Source organism: Chloracidobacterium sp., from assembly GCA_016711345.1.
Classification (GTDB): Bacteria; Acidobacteriota; Blastocatellia; order Pyrinomonadales; family Pyrinomonadaceae; genus OLB17.
The window spans coordinates 2,839,785-2,856,915 of sequence record JADJTD010000001.1 but is presented as its reverse complement, the minus strand read 5'-3'; the positions used below and the strand labels follow the sequence as shown (position 1 = coordinate 2,856,915).

Annotated in this window: 8 protein-coding genes; 3 read left to right on the top strand and 5 right to left on the bottom strand. The window is 50.5% G+C overall.

Going from position 1 to position 17,131, the window contains the following annotated elements; all coding sequences use genetic code 11:
• Positions 1–201: 201 nt before the first annotated feature.
• Both epsI and IPL32_11790 read right to left on the bottom strand, forming a co-directional pair.
• Positions 202–1,791 (bottom strand): EpsI family protein, encoded by a 1,590-nt coding sequence (gene epsI, locus IPL32_11795; GenBank protein MBK8466505.1) that lies wholly within the window; start codon positions 1,789–1,791, stop codon positions 202–204.
• 44 nt (positions 1,792–1,835) lie between these two features.
• Positions 1,836–2,723 carry a polyprenyl synthetase family protein gene (locus IPL32_11790; protein MBK8466504.1) on the bottom strand — a complete coding sequence of 296 codons (888 nt, stop codon included), beginning with the start codon at positions 2,721–2,723 and terminating at the stop codon, positions 1,836–1,838.
• Positions 2,724–2,854: 131 nt separating this feature from the next.
• Between IPL32_11790 and IPL32_11785 the strand changes: the two genes are divergently transcribed.
• Both IPL32_11785 and IPL32_11780 read left to right on the top strand, forming a co-directional pair.
• Positions 2,855–3,337: a flavin reductase family protein gene (locus IPL32_11785; protein ID MBK8466503.1), complete on the top strand. Its 483-nt coding sequence runs from the start codon at positions 2,855–2,857 to the stop codon at positions 3,335–3,337.
• 265 nt (positions 3,338–3,602) lie between these two features.
• Entirely contained in the window at positions 3,603–6,098 is a 2,496-nt protein-coding gene (locus IPL32_11780) for an adenosylcobalamin-dependent ribonucleoside-diphosphate reductase (GenBank protein ID MBK8466502.1), read from the top strand.
• Positions 6,099–6,107: 9 nt separating this feature from the next.
• Here IPL32_11780 and IPL32_11775 read toward each other — a convergent pair whose 3' ends face one another.
• The 3 genes from IPL32_11775 to IPL32_11765 form a co-directional block, all read right to left on the bottom strand.
• Positions 6,108–8,282: a TonB-dependent receptor gene (locus IPL32_11775; GenBank protein MBK8466501.1), complete on the bottom strand. Its 2,175-nt coding sequence runs from the start codon at positions 8,280–8,282 to the stop codon at positions 6,108–6,110.
• Between the two features lie 424 nt (positions 8,283–8,706).
• Entirely contained in the window at positions 8,707–9,018 is a 312-nt protein-coding gene (locus IPL32_11770) for a DUF3703 domain-containing protein (GenBank protein MBK8466500.1), read from the bottom strand.
• A 54-nt stretch (positions 9,019–9,072) separates the two neighbouring features.
• Positions 9,073–11,058 carry a hypothetical protein gene (locus IPL32_11765; GenBank protein MBK8466499.1) on the bottom strand — a complete coding sequence of 662 codons (1,986 nt, stop codon included), beginning with the start codon at positions 11,056–11,058 and terminating at the stop codon, positions 9,073–9,075.
• A 609-nt stretch (positions 11,059–11,667) separates the two neighbouring features.
• Here IPL32_11765 and IPL32_11760 point away from each other — a divergent pair.
• Positions 11,668–17,022 carry a hypothetical protein gene (locus IPL32_11760; GenBank protein ID MBK8466498.1) on the top strand — a complete coding sequence of 1,785 codons (5,355 nt, stop codon included), beginning with the start codon at positions 11,668–11,670 and terminating at the stop codon, positions 17,020–17,022.
• The last annotated feature ends 109 nt before the right edge of the window (positions 17,023–17,131 follow it).

The following is a 17,131-nucleotide window of genomic DNA, read 5'->3' as shown; positions in this document are numbered from 1 at the left end:
CAGACGAACCTCGGTAGATCAGCTACAACGCAAAAAGAAGATTGGCCTGAAAAGGTAAATTCGCAATCAGTATGCTCCTGAAATCCGCTTATTGCAAGCAAAATCATCAATTACAGTAGGCAGCACACTAGATTTCCGTTATTAGTAGCACACGATATATCCACCCTAAACCGTCTATTGCGAAACTCTAAGAACGGCGGATCATTCGGGTACGAACTGTGTCAGGTTCTCGGCGAGGCGGGCGGAGAGGTCGGTGGCGGCTTGGACGGCGGCTGTTTCATCGGTTCCGACGCTGGTCATTACGCGGACGATAGAGCCGTCGCTGCGGCGGCGTGTGATGCTGTCGAGGACGGTGTTGACCTTGTCTCGGTATTCGCTGGCTTCGGTGCGGCCTCGGCCTTGATACCAATAGATCATCACTTCGTTGTAGATGCCGTTTTGGATGGTGTAGCGGTTTGCCTCGAAGGTGCGGCCGTCGGCGGTCGTGATATTGATGCGCTGAGGGTCTTTCATCACCCAACCGGCTCCGGGCAGGCAGTTTTGCGGGCTGTGATATGTCGATCCCGAACGCTGAGATGCGTAATATCCGACGTAGATATTGGCGATGCGTCCGTTTGGCAACGTATATTCGCGCATCGTGTAGTCAGTCGCCCGGAGAACGCTCTCGACCGACTCGTCAAATGTGATCTCGCTTCCCTTTTGCCGCCAGTCACCTAGAGTTGCCGGAACTTCCGCAAGAGGGCGTCGGACGATCTCGGTCTCACTGCGGGCCGCGAACCAGTTGATGAACAGGCCGCTCAGAACAAGACCGGTGATTAGTGGCAACACCGTTCGATTGCGGATTGCGGATTGCGGATTGCGGATCTGAAAATCGTTATCAGTCGGTGCTGATGAACGGTCGTTGAATATTTTTTGTAAGAGATAGTTTGCTGCTAGGAGCAACGCCAGAGCGGCGACGTAAACTAACCAACCGGACGCTTCGTGCCAGACGCCTTCGGATGCTTGTTTGCCGTAATAGTAGGTCAGAACGCCGGTCGAACTAACTCGCGCGGCATTTGTGAGAACGGCGATCGGCACGGCGGCGATCATCAGCAAACTTGCACGCCAAAAGTCCGCAGCAGAAAGTTTGCCGCTGATATTTTCCGCGTTGCGGGTGAAATACGCGAGTATCAAAGCAAGCGTTACGAGCGTCATCAGTGAGCGAATTCCGCTGCAGGCTTCGACGACCTCGAGCGAGATCGTTTGTGTAGATCCGCGAGGCAGAATGTCGATGACATTGCCGTTCCTAAGCGTCGGGACTTCGAACAGCCTGATGCCCCAAACCGCCATCTGCGACGCCCATATCTGAAGCGGAAACGCGATGCGGTTAAAGATGATCTGCGGTATCGGTATAGCGAGAAGCAGGAGAGCAAACGGCACAGCCAAAAGCGATAGTATTTTTGTGCCGTAGAGATAAACGACTATCGCGGCAAGCATCAGGACGAGCGAGATACGTGTGGTGAAAAGCTCGGCTCCGAGTGTACCGGCAAACAGCAGCAAAATTGCCAATATGCCTGTCACACCGCCGAGCCAAACGAGACCGCTTTGTGCGGCATGTTTGAGAGCGGGCCATTCCTTCCAAAGAATGAAGCCAATGACAACCGGAACGAGCAAGCCGTGTGAATAATTCTCATCCGACCACCAATCGCGAGCGAGTTTGGCGACGACGGTTGCGTACAAAAACACAAAGGCAGCCGCAATGGCCGCAGCATTGATAAGATGGTTGTTTTTGTTATGCGACAGTTCGCTCATACGCTAAGAGCGAGTGAAACGTCTAATAAGGTTGGTTTTCCGCCTTATCGCGTCCGATTTAGGATCAGATCGGCGAGTTGGTGGAGCAGCTCGGTATTATGGCTTATCGAGGAAAGAGCGTCACAGGCTTGCTGATGGATTTGATTTGCCATTTCTCGCGTTTTTTCGATGCCGAAATGGCTAGGGTAAGTAGCTTTTTCGGCGGTGACGTCTTTACCGGCGGTTTTGCCAAGCGTTTCGCTCGCCTGCGTTATATCGAGCAGGTCGTCTGTGATCTGGAACAACAAACCCAGATTCGAAGCGTAGTTTTCGATGGCGAATAGTTCGTTTGGTGACGCATTTCCGATGATCGCGCCGGCTAAAGCCGAGGCTGAGATCATCGCTCCAGTCTTTCCGCGATGTATCTGCTCAATCTCGGCGATGCTAAGTGTTTTGCCTTCGGCATCGAGATCGAGCTGCTGGCCCGCAACCATTCCAGAAGGAGTTCCGGCGGCGGCGGCGATCATTGAGATGAGTTTTATGCGAGTATCAGCCGGCAACCTCTCATCATCAGCGATCGCTTTAAATGCCAGTGTCTGCAAAACGTCGCCAGCGAGTATCGCCGTTGCCTCGCCAAATTTTTTGTGGCACGTCGCCTTACCTCGACGCATGTCGTCGTCATCCATCGCAGGCAGATCGTCGTGGATGAGCGAATATGTGTGTATCATCTCGACCGCCGCAGCCGTTGCAGAAATATTGTCGAACGCGGCATTGAACGTCTGCCCAACTGCAAAAAGGATAGCAGGCCGGATGCGTTTGCCGCCCGCGAAAAGGCTCCAGCGAATCGCTTCGTGCAGGCGGATCGGTTCGACATCAGATCGCGGAACGATCTCTTCGAGCTTTGCGTCCGTAAGGCGGCGGACTGTATCGATAAACTCTGTAAGTTCGGCCATCGCGGAAAATTATCAATTATTCGCGGCCAATTATCAAAGCCGTGTTTTTGCGATATGCTGTCAGTAGCCCGCTCGTAAGTAAGGGCTCTTGCGGATCGACGCGCCCTTACTTACGTGCAGGCTTCTGACATATGCCAATTTCACAAGACGATTTCAGAAATGCACTCTCGCGATTTGCGAGCGGCGTCACCGTAGTTTCGACAAAAGATGCGGCAGGCAAACTGCATGGAATAACGGTCTCGGCTTTTTGTTCGGTTTCGCTCGATCCGCCGATGGTGCTGATCTGCATCGAAAAATCGACGGTTAGCCATTATGCCTTTGAAGAGTCGGGCGTTTTTGTTGTAAACATTCTTCGCGATTCACAAGCAGATGCATCAGAAAGATTCGCGGCTCCATTTGAGGATAAATTCGAAGATGTCGAGTTTTACCCCGGCATCGAAGGCATTCCTGTATTGAAAGATGCTTTGGCGAGCCTCGAGTGCCGTCTGACCTTCTCCTATCACGGCGGCGACCATTCGATCTTTGTCGGACAGGTTGAAAATGTGACGGTCCGTGACGGCGATCCGCTCGTTTACTTCCGAGGTGCATACGGCACAATCAACCGCGAAACCTGAAGTGTCACTTGAACAAAAACAAACCCCACGACGCCCATCTCATAATCTAAACAACAACTTCACCTTACCCCCTCTGTTGTTGCAAATAAGAGTCTTAGCCCAAGATATTGTGTAAGATTTTTGTTGACACAATAAGTTAAGTCAGTTACGATTAGGCTTACCGAGGACGATTTTCATTCCCGTTCTCAAGCCCCTCGATTCAGCTTCAAAATGTGTTAAAATAGTGTTACAAGAAAATTAATCTTCAATACTTTTGGGAGTTTGTATGAGCACAGTTTTTGAGTCGGCTAAAGATGGTTTACGCAAAAAAAATAGCGTAGGTAACGGTGCCGGAACAGCATCCGCACGTAATATCGCTCCGCTCGGCCTCAACGCTCAGAAGGTCATCAGCAAACGCTATTCTCTAAGAGACGAAAATGGCGAGCCCATCGAGGCATGGGCCGACATCGTCAACCGTGTAGTCGGCCATGTGTCCAAAGCGGAGACCGATCCTGTTAAGCAAAAATTCTTTTACAACGACATGACAGCCGTCATGCTTGCGCGTGAATTTATCCCAAACACGCCTTGTCTGGTCAATGCCGGAAAGCCAAAAGGCCAGCTCGCGGCCTGCTTTGTACTAAATGTTCCCGACTCGATCGAAGGGATCATGGAACATGCTCAGCATGTAGCTATAATTCATCAAACCGGCGGCGGCACCGGCATGACTTATGAATTTGTGCGACCCGCTGGTTCTATGGTCAATTCGACTCGCGGCGTTGCTTCCGGCCCGGTCAGCTTTATGAATATCGTCAATCAGACGACTGAGGTCGTAAAGCAAGGCGGTGTGCGGCGCGGTGCGAATATGGGCATTTTGAGCGTGTCACATCCTGATATTCTGCGATTCATCCACGCCAAAAACGATCAGACGAGCCTGACAAATTTTAACATTTCAGTGACGGTGATAGATCTTTTTATGGACGCCGTCGACAGCGGCACTTGGTTCCAAACCGAATTCAACGGTGAACCGTGGCAGCAGCCGATATTCGATTCTTTGACCGGTGCTGACTATGTCGTATACCGGCGGCCTGATGGCAAGACTGTTACCTTTGCCGACAGACTCGCTTTTGAAACTGCAGACCTCAGCGACTGCACTGCTGAAGAGCCTCCGATGGCTGGCATGGTTTATGCTCCCGATATTTGGAACCGCATTATTGCTTCGGCTCATAAATATGCAGAGCCTGGAATCATCTTTATCGACGAGGTAAATCGCCACAATCACATGATGGCGTCAATGGGGCCGATTTATGCGTGCAATCCGTGCGGGGAGCAGCAATTGCACTTTAACAATTCCTGCAACCTTGGTTCGATCGATGTCGCAAAGTTTTTCGACAAAACGACCAGCGAAATCGAATGGGAACGTCTCGCTAGTGCTACTCAACTCTGTACGCAGTTTCTCGATAACGTCGTTGATGCAGGCTATTTTCCACTTCCTGAGATAGATGATGTTGTAAAACGAACGCGACCGGTCGGCCTCGGAATTATGGGTTTTGCCGATCTGTGCCTGCGGCTCGGTATTACTTATGGCAGCGACGAGTCGATCGAACTCATGGAAAAGGTGATGGGCTTTGTCCGACGCGAAGCGTGGATCGCCAGCTTGCGTCTGGGTCACGAGAAAGGAGTTTTCCCGGAACTCGAAGCTAATAAAGAAGCCTACAGCCGCTTTATTTATGACGAGCTTGGAATTTCGCGCGACGTTCCGCTGACACCTAGGAATTACGAAGTGACCACTGTCGCTCCAACAGGAACCATTTCGCTCGTTGCCGAAACATCGTCGGGAATTGAGCCAAATTTTTCGTGGGCATATGTACGGCAAGACACGCTTGGCACTCGAACCTATGTTCATCCGATCGCAGCCGAAGTTCTCGGACTTGATGTCGATCATGGAGACGACGAATCGATCAAAGAAGCTGCCGCATATGTAGTCGAACACGAAAATGCTCTGCCCGATCATTTTATTTCGGCAATGAAGATCAACTCGATCGAACATGTAAAGGTGCTCGCAGCAGCGCAGAAGCACGTTGATAATTCGATCTCAAAAACCTGCAACGGAGCTAAAGACGATACAGTCGAATCTGTTGATGAGTTATACCACCTGGCTCGTAAACTCGGATGCAAGGCAGTTAGCTATTATCGTGACGGCAGCCGCGAGGGGCAAGTGCTTAATTCAATGAAAACGAAAGAACGTGAGAAAGCGGAAAACGGAGAAAGTGATAAGGAAATCTCACCTTCTCACCATTACACCGGTTCTCTTTCTACTGAGAGGATCGAGCGTCCGCGTGAGTTACAAGGATCTACTTGGCAGATTCCTTTTGAAACACAGAATCTTTACGTGACTGTAAACCACGACGGCAAGCGTATTCTTGAGGTGTTTGTGGCCGGACCGATCAGTGCCGGTGTTGGATTGCTGGCATCAAAGATGCTTCGCGGCGGATTTGATGCAAAAGAAGTGGCTCACAGCCTCGACAAAGTAACCTCCACTCATGCCGTTTGGTTTAACGAACGGCTCCTCACTTCGCCTGAGCAAGCCGTCGCCGAATGTTTGCTGCTGATCGACCGCCGATTAAACAATCTACCCGAATCAGAACGTGCGATTGGTAAAATGGTCGGCGAAGAAACCGTCATGTCCACCATGATCAGCAAATGCCCCGAATGCGGCGGCCAACTCGAACACGCTTCGGGCTGCGATTCATGTCGAGACTGCGGTTATTCTAAATGTAAATAATTTCTCTAATTAGAAACGTATCTTCACACCACCGTTAAAAACGCGACCCTCTGTGTGCATGTAAAGCTCGGCAAATGTTGGCTCTTGATGTGGCGGAAAAACGACGGTGCTGTATCTCCCTTGCCGTTCGTCAAAAATATTCTCGGCATTAATAAAAATGCTGTATTTACCGAAAGTCTTCTCACCAAACAATCCGACTTCAGATGTTTGCCGCGTCAACGAACGATCGTCGAGCGTCTGCCGACTGCCGTAATAAAACTCCGCTCCGGTCTTGTAACTCTCATGCTTTTCAAACACTAGTGCCGAGTTTATTTTGTGCCTCGGCAGCAACGTCAAACGACGGTCGCCAGCAAGATAGCCTGCCTTCGCGTCGGTGAACGTGTAGCCGACAAACAGTTTTGCGACTCTGTATCCCAGTCGGGCGTTCGTCTCAAAACCCTTGCTGATGATCGGCGATGTTTCGTTACGAAATTGGTAGCCTAGAAATGCTACTGGCCGCAAAACTATCGGGTCAGTTATTGTAGTGTAGAAGAACATCTGATTTAGCGCATAGCTGAACCTTTCGCCGATTGTGTTTCGATAGTTGATGTCGAATGTTCCGCCTTTGCTGCGTTCGGCTTTTAGATTGTTTCCAATGGGAAAGACATTTTGGAACAAAAGCGTCTCGGCTTCTTCTGTAAACATCGTCGGTGTTTTGTAGCCAAGGCCAAATCCAACTCGAGTTGTCAGATGGCCGCTAAAGCGATAAAGGACTGAAACACGGGGCAAGAGGAACGTGCCATAGTTTGAGGTGCGATCAAGACGCAAGCCTGCTTCGAGTGAGAACTTTTCCGTAAGATCGACCGTGTCTTGGATGAACGCACCAAAAGTCGTACGGGTTTCGTTGCGAGGCTCGAAAGTAATATTTAGAGTTGTCTCGCGAAATTGATCGTGGACAGCACTCCCACCGACAACGACAGCATGTTTGCCAAACACTTTTGCGTAGGATACATCCGTGTAGGAATTAAACTGACGGCCTTTGAAAGCGTAGTTTTGCGTCGTTAGTTCGCGGTTAAAGAAGGCAAGACTTTGCTTGATGAATAATCGGCTGCCATTGTCGAATTCACGGTTGAGGTTTAACGTCGAAACGTTTCGGAACGATCTGTTCTGTTCAAAATACTGGTGAAAGTTATTTGAATCACCGTTCAAAACAAATGTGTCGCCGCCTTTGCGGTTTTGGTACGAGGCCGAGTTGCTGACGGTGAAAGTTGTTCTTTTGTCGATGTAGAAAATGAACTTCGGATTGAAAGCAAATGATTTTGTATTTGGAAGCTCTGTGAAATCATCATCGTCCACATCATATTGTCTCTGATAATTAACCGACCCAAGCAATGTGTAACCAAAACGTTCAAACTTTCGCGAGTTAAATATTGAAAAGTCAGTGCCACGTGCAGATGTCTGATTGAAGATCAGCGTTGTTACAGGTTTTTCTTCCGGATTCTTAGTGACGAAATTAACTACACCGGCGATCGCATCACCACCAAACAACGTTGCCGCAGGTCCTTTGATGATCTCGACTTGATTAAGATCAAGCGGTGGGATCTCAAGAATGCTCAAACTTCCGGAAAAGCCTCCGAATGCGGGAAAACCATCTTTCAAGATTTGCGTGTAACGTCCGTCGAGCCCCTGAATACGAACACTTTGTGTATTCGATGTTGCCGATGTCTGCTGAACTTGTATACCTGTACTCTCATGCAGGACCATCGAGACATTCGCCGGCCGCATGTTTATCTTTTCGTCTATCTCTTCTTCGTCGATAGCCTCGACACGCGATGGCTCGGCTTCGATCTCACGGCCTGTTCGGGTCGTGGTGATAGTAACTTCACCCATCTCGTTTTTGTTTTCGAGCAAAACGAGCCGCTCGCTAGTATCAGCTAACGGAAAAGTAAATTTCAGCTCGACGGTTTCAAATCCGGGCGAAAAAATCTCTATGGTCTGTTCGCCATTGGCGATATTTTTTAACTCAGCTTTCCCGTTCGCATCGGTCTTGGCATTTATTTCCGTATTCTTTACGGTGACAGTCGCGTCGGCGACGTTTTCTCTCGTATCCTTGTTTTGAACTCGTATTTTTATCGTATTGCCGTCTTGGGCAAACACAGATTGCGCCGTCAAAAGGACGGTGAGGAATAAGATTGCTTTGTACATAATCTCCTGAAGTCTAACTAGGTAAATAAATTACAACTCCTCGTTCGATAACAAGGAACAAAATGGGCGCAGTTTTGTTAGCTAGTTAGGCTTTTGGCGGTTGCCAGACAAGGTTGTTGTAGGTATTTGTGGATGGATTATGGTAGTCATCCGTGAGTTTTGGGATCAAGGCGACTGTTGTTTCAAGCGTTACACCAAGCGTAAGCCGGGTAATGGAAACAGGATGGCTACAGCACGAACAAACGCAGAAAGGCGAACAAAGGTCTGGACTTTCTTCTGTTTCGTTTGACGAGTATAAATGAGCGATACTAGTTTTTCCGTTTAGACAATCGCCAACATTCGCGGCCATATCCTGACACGGCTGTGCCAAGAGGACAAAAATATAGAAGATAAAGAAGTAACTAAATGCTTTCACGTTAATCGCTCAATGTAGTTTGGAGCTTTTGAGTATTTGACGCAAGTCGTCAGGTATCGGCATTGACTTGAAGAACCAAACATTCGAGCCGCCGGTGTTTCCTGTTGGATAAACTCCTAGCAGCGTCTTGGTCGAGGCTCCAATAATGCGAATAAATTGTCCCCAAATCTCATGAGGCGAACGCATCTTAAATCCAAGCTTCAACATTCGCCAGTGAACCCGAGTGTGCTGATAGGTCGATGCCTGCCCGAGTACGTGAGCGCGTTCAAGATGCCTAAACGCTTCAGCCAATTTTCCCGATGCAACGAGATTACCACTCATGCAAATCTCGTTTTGGATGTAAGACTCCAATTTCATAGAAAATAAACGCAATGTTTAGAAAATCGTGAATTTAAGGCGCTTACTAACTGAAAAGCCACCTACGGCATTTTGGTCAACCACATACCAACGTCCATAAAATGTCTGGCCGATCAATTGCGGGTCTTCAGGAATTGCGAGATTGATCGAACCGTAACCTGTTGGCAGACTATCATCCGAGGCCGAAGAGAAACCTCCACCGGACAGTGTGATAGTCTGAAACGCAAATGATCCGCTTGTAGGTATCGAATATCCTATACCAGGGTCTTGTGAGCCAATAACAAGTGTCGCTTGCTCCCCGCTACGGCCATTTGTGATGCCGATGGTAAAGTTCGGATTGCCGACGATAGGCGGTGCGATCACGATCATTTCTGGTGTCGTGGATTCTGTTCCCGGACGACCGCGTCCCGAGATCGCCGGCACTCGGCCAGACTCTGTGTACAAGGTAGGCCGATCAAATGGAGGCAGCTCATCCCGGACGCGCGGATCGGTAAGCGGACGCTTGAGAAACGCGACAAGATCGGCCTTTTCGGAAGGCGTTATCGTAAGCGGATGAATAACGCCTTGCGGAATATTTGGAGCCGCAAAATCTCCACCTCGGACATAAAATTCAACAACGTCTTCAATCGTGCTCAACCCGCCATTGTGCATAAACGGCCCACGAAGTTCTACGTTGCGCAGATTCGGGGTCTTGAAAGCAGCTCGGTCATTTTCGTCGTTTGTTACGGCGAAACGTCCTGCATCTTCCGCCTGTGGACGTACGCCGATGTTGAAAAAATTATGGTTTGTCATCAAAGGTCCGGCGTGACAAAAATCGCACTTAAATCCGGTGAAAAGCAGTCGGCCATTATGTTCTGAAGCCGTAAGCGGTTCGATACCGTAGATTTCCCGATCAAGCGGAGTTCTGTCGGAAAACAAGGTCCGTTCGTGAGTTGCGATAGCCATTGCGATTCGAGCGGGCGTGACCCTGGGTGTTCCAAAGACCTCTTCGAAGAGTTCCGGATATGTGCGCGAGCCGATCCATGTTGCAAGGCCGCTTGGGATGTTCGTTGCCAATGCCAGCGGTTTCGAGGCCTTTATGCGTGCCGCGACTTGTGTCCAATCGCGATTCATGTGACCCATTTCCGCACTTGAAACCGGTGGGCCGACCGATTGGCTTTCCAACGAAGCCGTATCTGTCAAAAGTATGTTGTTCGAAAGCGGATCACGAAAAGTGTCAAGTGCTCTGCCATCCCAAAACAACCCCACCGGTGAATAACCGGCATTCAAATAGCTCGGCGACTTTCTGCCCGTCACCTGTTCACGCATACCAAAAACGGGATTTAACCCGTAATTGCCGTCTGCGTAATTTTGCGGTACGCCGGGCGAGCCAAATATGTCGTCAAGCGTACCGAACCGGCCGTCAGGTCCCGGATTACGAGATCGGCTGTCACCAACTATTGTTCTGGGATCGGAACCGCCTTTTGCTGGCCGATGACAAGTGCCGCAGGCGACGGTTCGCGTCGAAGACAATTGCTCGTCCCAGAACAATGCCTTGCCAAGGTATGCCTTGGCGGCGGTGATCTGATTGCCAAAAGGAGCAGGCGGCGGAAGCAAAGGCTCTTCGCCCGGCACGATCTCGCCGACCGCTCGAGTCCCCTGATCGGGCGAGCTAAGGTCGCTCGTCGTAAAGCCATTCTCTGCACGAACCCAGTAATAATATGCTTGTCCGGGAATGCCGCCTCCGTCGAAAAAATAGTTCGCTGCGGTTGTTCCTCGAACGGTTGCGGTCGCCGGATTGTTAACCGTATTGCGATAGATGCGATAGGTCGTTGCGTCTCGGATCGTGTCCCAATGCAGCCCTACTTTATTGGAATAGTCGCCGTCAGAAGCGATCACACCTGTCGGAGCGGCCAATCCGCCGACCGTAGTTTTTGCGATGCCTGCAAACTGTGGTGCTGCCAAATAGCAGAACATCCCAAAAACAAAAAAACACGCAAGGATTACAAATTTAATGCGCTGCATAATTGTAATATCGTAACATCAAACATCGTTCCTTCCAATTTAATAATCCAGTCGAAATTTCGGGTTTCAAATTTACCAAAAAGTGATTTTTTAAATTGCGCTAGAATGGCCGATTTTAAATGTGGCACGTGCCACATTATTGCGATTTGTTAGCAAAATCGATGTTTTTTGAATGCGGATATTCTGACCGAGTTAAAGTGTGGGGTTATATTGTCAGTGTTAAGTTGTTGAATATATTGTGCTTGTAAGAATTGAAAATTTTCTTTTTGCCAAAAAGCCATCTTTGAGTGCCAAAAAGCCATCGGAGACCCCCCTAAAAGCCATCGGAGAACCCCAAAAAGCCATCGGGTGAAAGGCGGTTTTTGGGCTTTTTTAGAAACGTCTCCATTCAGTTTCTGTCGTTCTCTTCATTAACGTTTTCCATTCGTGTTCGTCGGTGTCTTCAATGGCTCCAATAATGCAGCGAGGGTAACATTTGTTTCGTCTGAGGCACCGTCGACGGCTTCGAGCGATCGCTATCGGGCTGGTTACTTAAACGGAGTAAAAGAAAATTGACCGTTTTCTGGCGATTTTTACGCTTATATTAGTTAAAGGAGCTTTTATATCGTTATGAACACCAAGTCTTTCCGCGGCAGATCAAAGATCGCAAGCACCGCTTTGCCGAAGGGGTACCTGCCACTTATCAGTCTTCTTGTGCTAACTGCCCTGGCAATGGCATCTTTTGCTCTGACCACCAGATCGGTCAAGACCAAAGAAAATGAACCTATGATGCCGACACTCATTGGTAAGGCTGCGGAGGATTATCTGAAAAAAGCGGACTCCTACGAATCGCTTGATGAGGCCGTCGCGGCGATGCAGGATGATGACCCTACGCTCATTCCTTCCGCCGAAATGATGCTGAGAGCGCCGGACGCGAGCACTTCGGACCAATTCGGATGGTCCGTGGCGATCACGGAGGATACGGCGGTTGTAGGTTCCAATTTAGCTGCCTATGTATTTATACGCGCGAGCGGTACATGGAATTTTCAGCAGAAGCTCATTCCGGTCGTGGTGCCCCCCTTTGGACTTCAGACGGGCATGACCGTTGGCATATCGGGCGATACAGTCATTGTGGGGGCTCCTCTCGGTCAAGGGCCCGCCGCATATATCTATGTGAGGAATGCCGGGACCTGGTCGCTGCAGCAGACGCTCAACGGAGCCGACAGCACCGGCTTCGGCTCTTCTGTTGACGTCTTCGGCGATACGGCCGTGGTCGGAGCGTCAGTTGGTCAGGGGAGCGCTTATGTTTGGGTTCGCAGTGGCGGTGTCTGGGCACAGCAGCAGCAGCTCTCAGCGAGTGACGCAGCAGCCAATGACTCTTTCGGCGCGAGGGTTGCCATCTCTGAGGAACGCATCGCCGTAGGGGCTCCCGGAAAGGCGACCGGTGCGGGGGCTGTGTATGTTTTTGTTCGCAGCGGCACTACATGGACACAGGAACAAAAGCTTATCTCGGGCGACCCGGGAAATTACGAGTATTTCGGATGGTCGGTCGATATATCGGGCGGCGATTTGATCATAGGTTCGCGAGGCGGCCACGATGGCATTAACCCGCCGGTGTGGGGCGCGGCGTACTATTTTAAAAAAGAAACCGGCGCGAACTGGACACAGATGCAAAAGCTTACATCCAGCGACCAGCAGGCCGATGACCAGTTTGGCTTCGCCGTTGCGATATCGGGCAATCTCGCGATAATCAGTGCCGCGTATCACGACATCTCACCGAGCTTCAATAAAGGGGCGGCCTATGCTTTTGTTCGGTGCGACGGGCCCTGGACGCAGCACCAAAAGATAATAGCAAGCAACGGGGCTCAATTCGACGTATTCGGCTGGACCGCCGCGGTCTCGGGAAACAGCGTTTTTTTAGGGTCTCCCAACAACCGCCTCGTCACGAACGGGCCGCGAGGCACAGTTTATGTCACGCCGACGGAAGATCTCAATTTGCCGCCCTGCGAAACCGAGATCGAAGTGAACATAACGGCGGATCAGGCCGATGCCGACGTTAATGATGAGGTGTGTGATAGCGACTTTGGACAAACGGGCAATCAATGCAGCCTGCGGGCCGCTATCGAGACCGCGAATGCAAACGACGGCCCTGACACTATTTCATTCAACATCCCCGGAGTTGGACCTCATACGATAACAACGCTGACACAGTTGCCGTCGTTGAGCGAGACAGCCACGATAGACGCGACTACGCAGCCGGGATATTCGGGGACGCCTTTGATCGAGCTTAGCGGGAATAGCGCCCTTGGAGGTGTTGGTTTTGTAGCCGGCAGTACCAACTCGATCCTGCGAGGTATGGCCATAAATCGATTCGCCGTTGGGGTCGGTTTGCAGGCAAGCGGCGTTAAGATCGAGAGATGCTACTTCAATCTTAGCCCGGATGGAAGCGCTGCGGGCACAGCTTCAGACCACGTTATAGCGATCGATATCAGAGGAGCGGCAGCGACCAATAATACTATCGGCGGTACCGGGAATCTTGGGAACATTATTTCAAATAGCAATGTTGGTGTCGGCATTTCGGAAGGTGCGACGGGTAATAAGATCTTCGGGAATCGGATAGGCACAAACGTATCGGGAACAAGCTCTATTCCCAATGTCGTCGGAGCCTTTATTTCCGCGTCGAGCGGCAACAAGATCGGCGACACAGTTGCGGGAACCGGCAATTTGATCTCAGGAAATTCGGGATCGGGAGTCGTAGTTAATTTAGGTTCTTCTAACAATATAGTAACGGGCAACCTGATCGGCACCAACGCTACGGGAATAGAAGCAATAGCAAACGGCAACGGCGTGATCGTTGACGCGTCTAACAATAACCGCGTTGGGAGCGATACAGGCACGAATGGCAATGTGATCTCAGGCAGCACTTTCACAGCTGTCACATTGAAGCTGGGTTCAGCTAACAACGTGGTCGTCGGCAACAAGATCGGAACCAACCTTGATGGAACGGCGGCTATCCCAAATCAATTTGGCATAGGTATCGATGCCGCAAACGACAATACGATCGGCGACCTTACTACAAGTACAAAAGGAAACCTGATCTCGGGCAATTCGGAGGAAGGTGTTGTCGTGCAGGCTAATTCGGCGAATAACCGTGTCAGCTACAATGCGATCGGCACCAACGGAAACGGAACAGAAGTGTTGTCGAACGGTGAGGTCGGAATCTTGGTAACCGGTGGTGCTCAGGGCAATTTCGTCGAAAAGAATGTCGTCGGCGGCCATAATCTCACGACCGAATCTTCGGGTATCGGACTAGCGGCTACCGCAGGTCCCAATAATTCAATAACCGGAAACTTTATCGGAGTTGTACGCAACGGTACGGCAGCTCTTCCAAATACATACGGCATCTCGTGCTTCGCCGACACCCAGATCATTGGTGTTCAAAACGACGGAAATATTATCGGTCATAACTCTAAAGGCGGCATTCGAGTTGTACACATACCCGGCGGTCCGAATCCGGTGGTCGAAGATAATATAATTCAGTACAACTTTGTCGGAACAAACGGCAGTGCAGATATTGGCAATGCTGAGATCGGCATCGCTTTGGTTGGCGAGGTTGAGGACACTCAGGTCAAGAATAATGTTGTTTCCGGCAATACGTTCGTGGGAATTGCACTTGGCCTGGGGCCGCGTATGAACCTGATCAAGGAGAATTTTGTTGGCACGAACACGAACGGAACGACTGCGATCGCCAATGCCCTCGGAATTGGTATATCAGGAGCGAGCGATAACACGCTCGAATCGAATCTCGTTTCCGGTAATAACGTGGGAATCCTTTTGGGCGACGGCATTGGTATCGACGGCATTTCGCCACCCGCGTTTTTTGCAGAGCAGAACGTATCACCCTCGGGCAACACCTTTACTTCGGGCAATAAACTATTTCTAAACAAGGTCGGCGTGAACGCAGACGCAACCGCCGCTATCCCGAATCGAGTTGGGATAGGTGTCGGCGAAAACGCCCGGGATAATCTGATCGGTGTTGACGGGCCAAATCTGGTGTCTGGTAATACGCATGCGCCGGATCTAGGTTGGGGCATCTTTGTGGGTACGCTTCGTGAAAATCCATCGACCGACGTCGTGCCGCAAGGAAATATTTTCCAAAGGAATGGGGTCGGCTTGGCAGGAAATTCTCAACTTGCAATACCCAACACCAAGGGGTTGGTTCTTATACAGGCTCGTGGAAATACGTTCGGCGGCGCAACGAACGAACTCGCAAATATTATCATCGCAAGCACTGCCGAGGGTATCGGGCTGGGCCTCGGAGTAGAAGACAATATTTTTCTGAAGAATTTTCTCGGCGTTCTGCCGCCTACGATGAGGCGGGGTAAAACGTCTACCACCGAATCGATAAGCGGCTCAACAAACTTTGGCAATGGCGGCCACGGCATTCTCGTTGAAAACGGTGCAAGCGGAAACACGTTAGGCGGAACGACGAGTGCTGAAGGTCTTGTCATTTCGGGTAACGGCGGCAACGGGATCCGTATCGATTCGACTGCGGGCAGCGGTAATCGTATGGGTGCGAATAGTATTTCCGGAAACACTCTGCCGGGCATCGATCTCGGCGGCGACGGTTTTACTGTGAACGATCCAACTGATGCCGATGTCGGGCCGAATAATTTGCAGAACTATCCGACCATGACATTCATCATTAGTAGCGGAAACTTGATAGTCAATTATCAGGTTGATTCTGCACTAGCAAATTCAAATTATGGAACGACCGGATTAACAGTCCAGTTTTTCGAGGCAGACGGTTCGGGCGCGGGAGTGAGTTCGCTCGGTTTGGATCAATATACCGCAAGCGACTACTCAAACGGAACACCGGGTTGGAAGAAGAAGAATCTAGGTAACGCGGCGGCTCTGGGGTTTGCGGCGGGTGATATGATGACCGCGACTGCGACAGATACAGACGGCAACTCATCGGAGTTTTCACCGGCGGTGAGCAGTGCACCGTCGGCAATCAGCGGCACAATAACTTATGGCAACGCGATCGGTGCGCCGAATCCGCGGTTTGTATCGAATGTGCTTATAAGCGGCTCAGGTTCGACAAATGTTTCGACGACGACTGCGGCTCCCGGAGCAATTGCAGGCCAGTACACGCTGATGGGTTTTGGTGCGGGTTCTTATACTGTCACGCCAACTAAAACAGGCGGCGTGAACAACATTACTTCGTTTGATGCGGCGAGAATATCGCAGCATGTCGCGGGGCCGCCGAATCCGCAGTTGACAGGCAATCAGCTTCTTGTGGCTGATGTGAGCGGCAACTCCGTTGTTTCGTCGTTTGATGCAGCGATGATCGCAAAATTTGTCGCCGGACCGCCATTTGCTGCGCCGGGTATCGGTTCGACATCGACCTGGAGATTTACGCCGACAAATAAAAACTATCCATCAGTCGCAAGCAGCATCGCAGGAGAAGATTACTCGGCACTGCTGATGGGCGAGGTTTCGGGAAACTGGAACAATACCGGTGCAAGGCCGGCGGGAAAAGTTAACAATGGACAGTGGACAATGGACAGCAAAGGAATGGGGCCGGAGAGAGGCATCTCTGTTGAGCTGCCGACACTCGTATCTGTTGATAAAGAGATCGTTGTGCCGGTGAATGTTCAGGGCATAGCAAATAAGGGCGTGATCGCGTATGAATTTGATCTGCGATACGATCCGACGGTGATACAGCCGATCGTTGAGCCGGCTGATTTGAAAGACACTGCGAGTCGCGGACTTTTGGTTGTCACGAACGCAACTGAGCCGGGGCTTTTGAGGGTTGTTGTTTATGGGGCTTATCCGATAGATGGCGATGGTGTTTTGTTGAATCTCAGATTTACTTCTGTTGGTGCTGTGGGTTCGATGTCGCCGATCTCGTTCGGGCGGATAATGTTTAATGAGGGCGAGTCGCGAGTTTTAGTCACTGACGGAAAGGTCGAACTGTTTTAGAGTTCGTGGAGTCGCAAATGTGTAGGGGCGATGCACGCGGTGTTGAGTGTATCGCCCTTACTTACGTGCGGGCTTTTACATAAAAATGCCCTTACTAACGTGTGGGCTT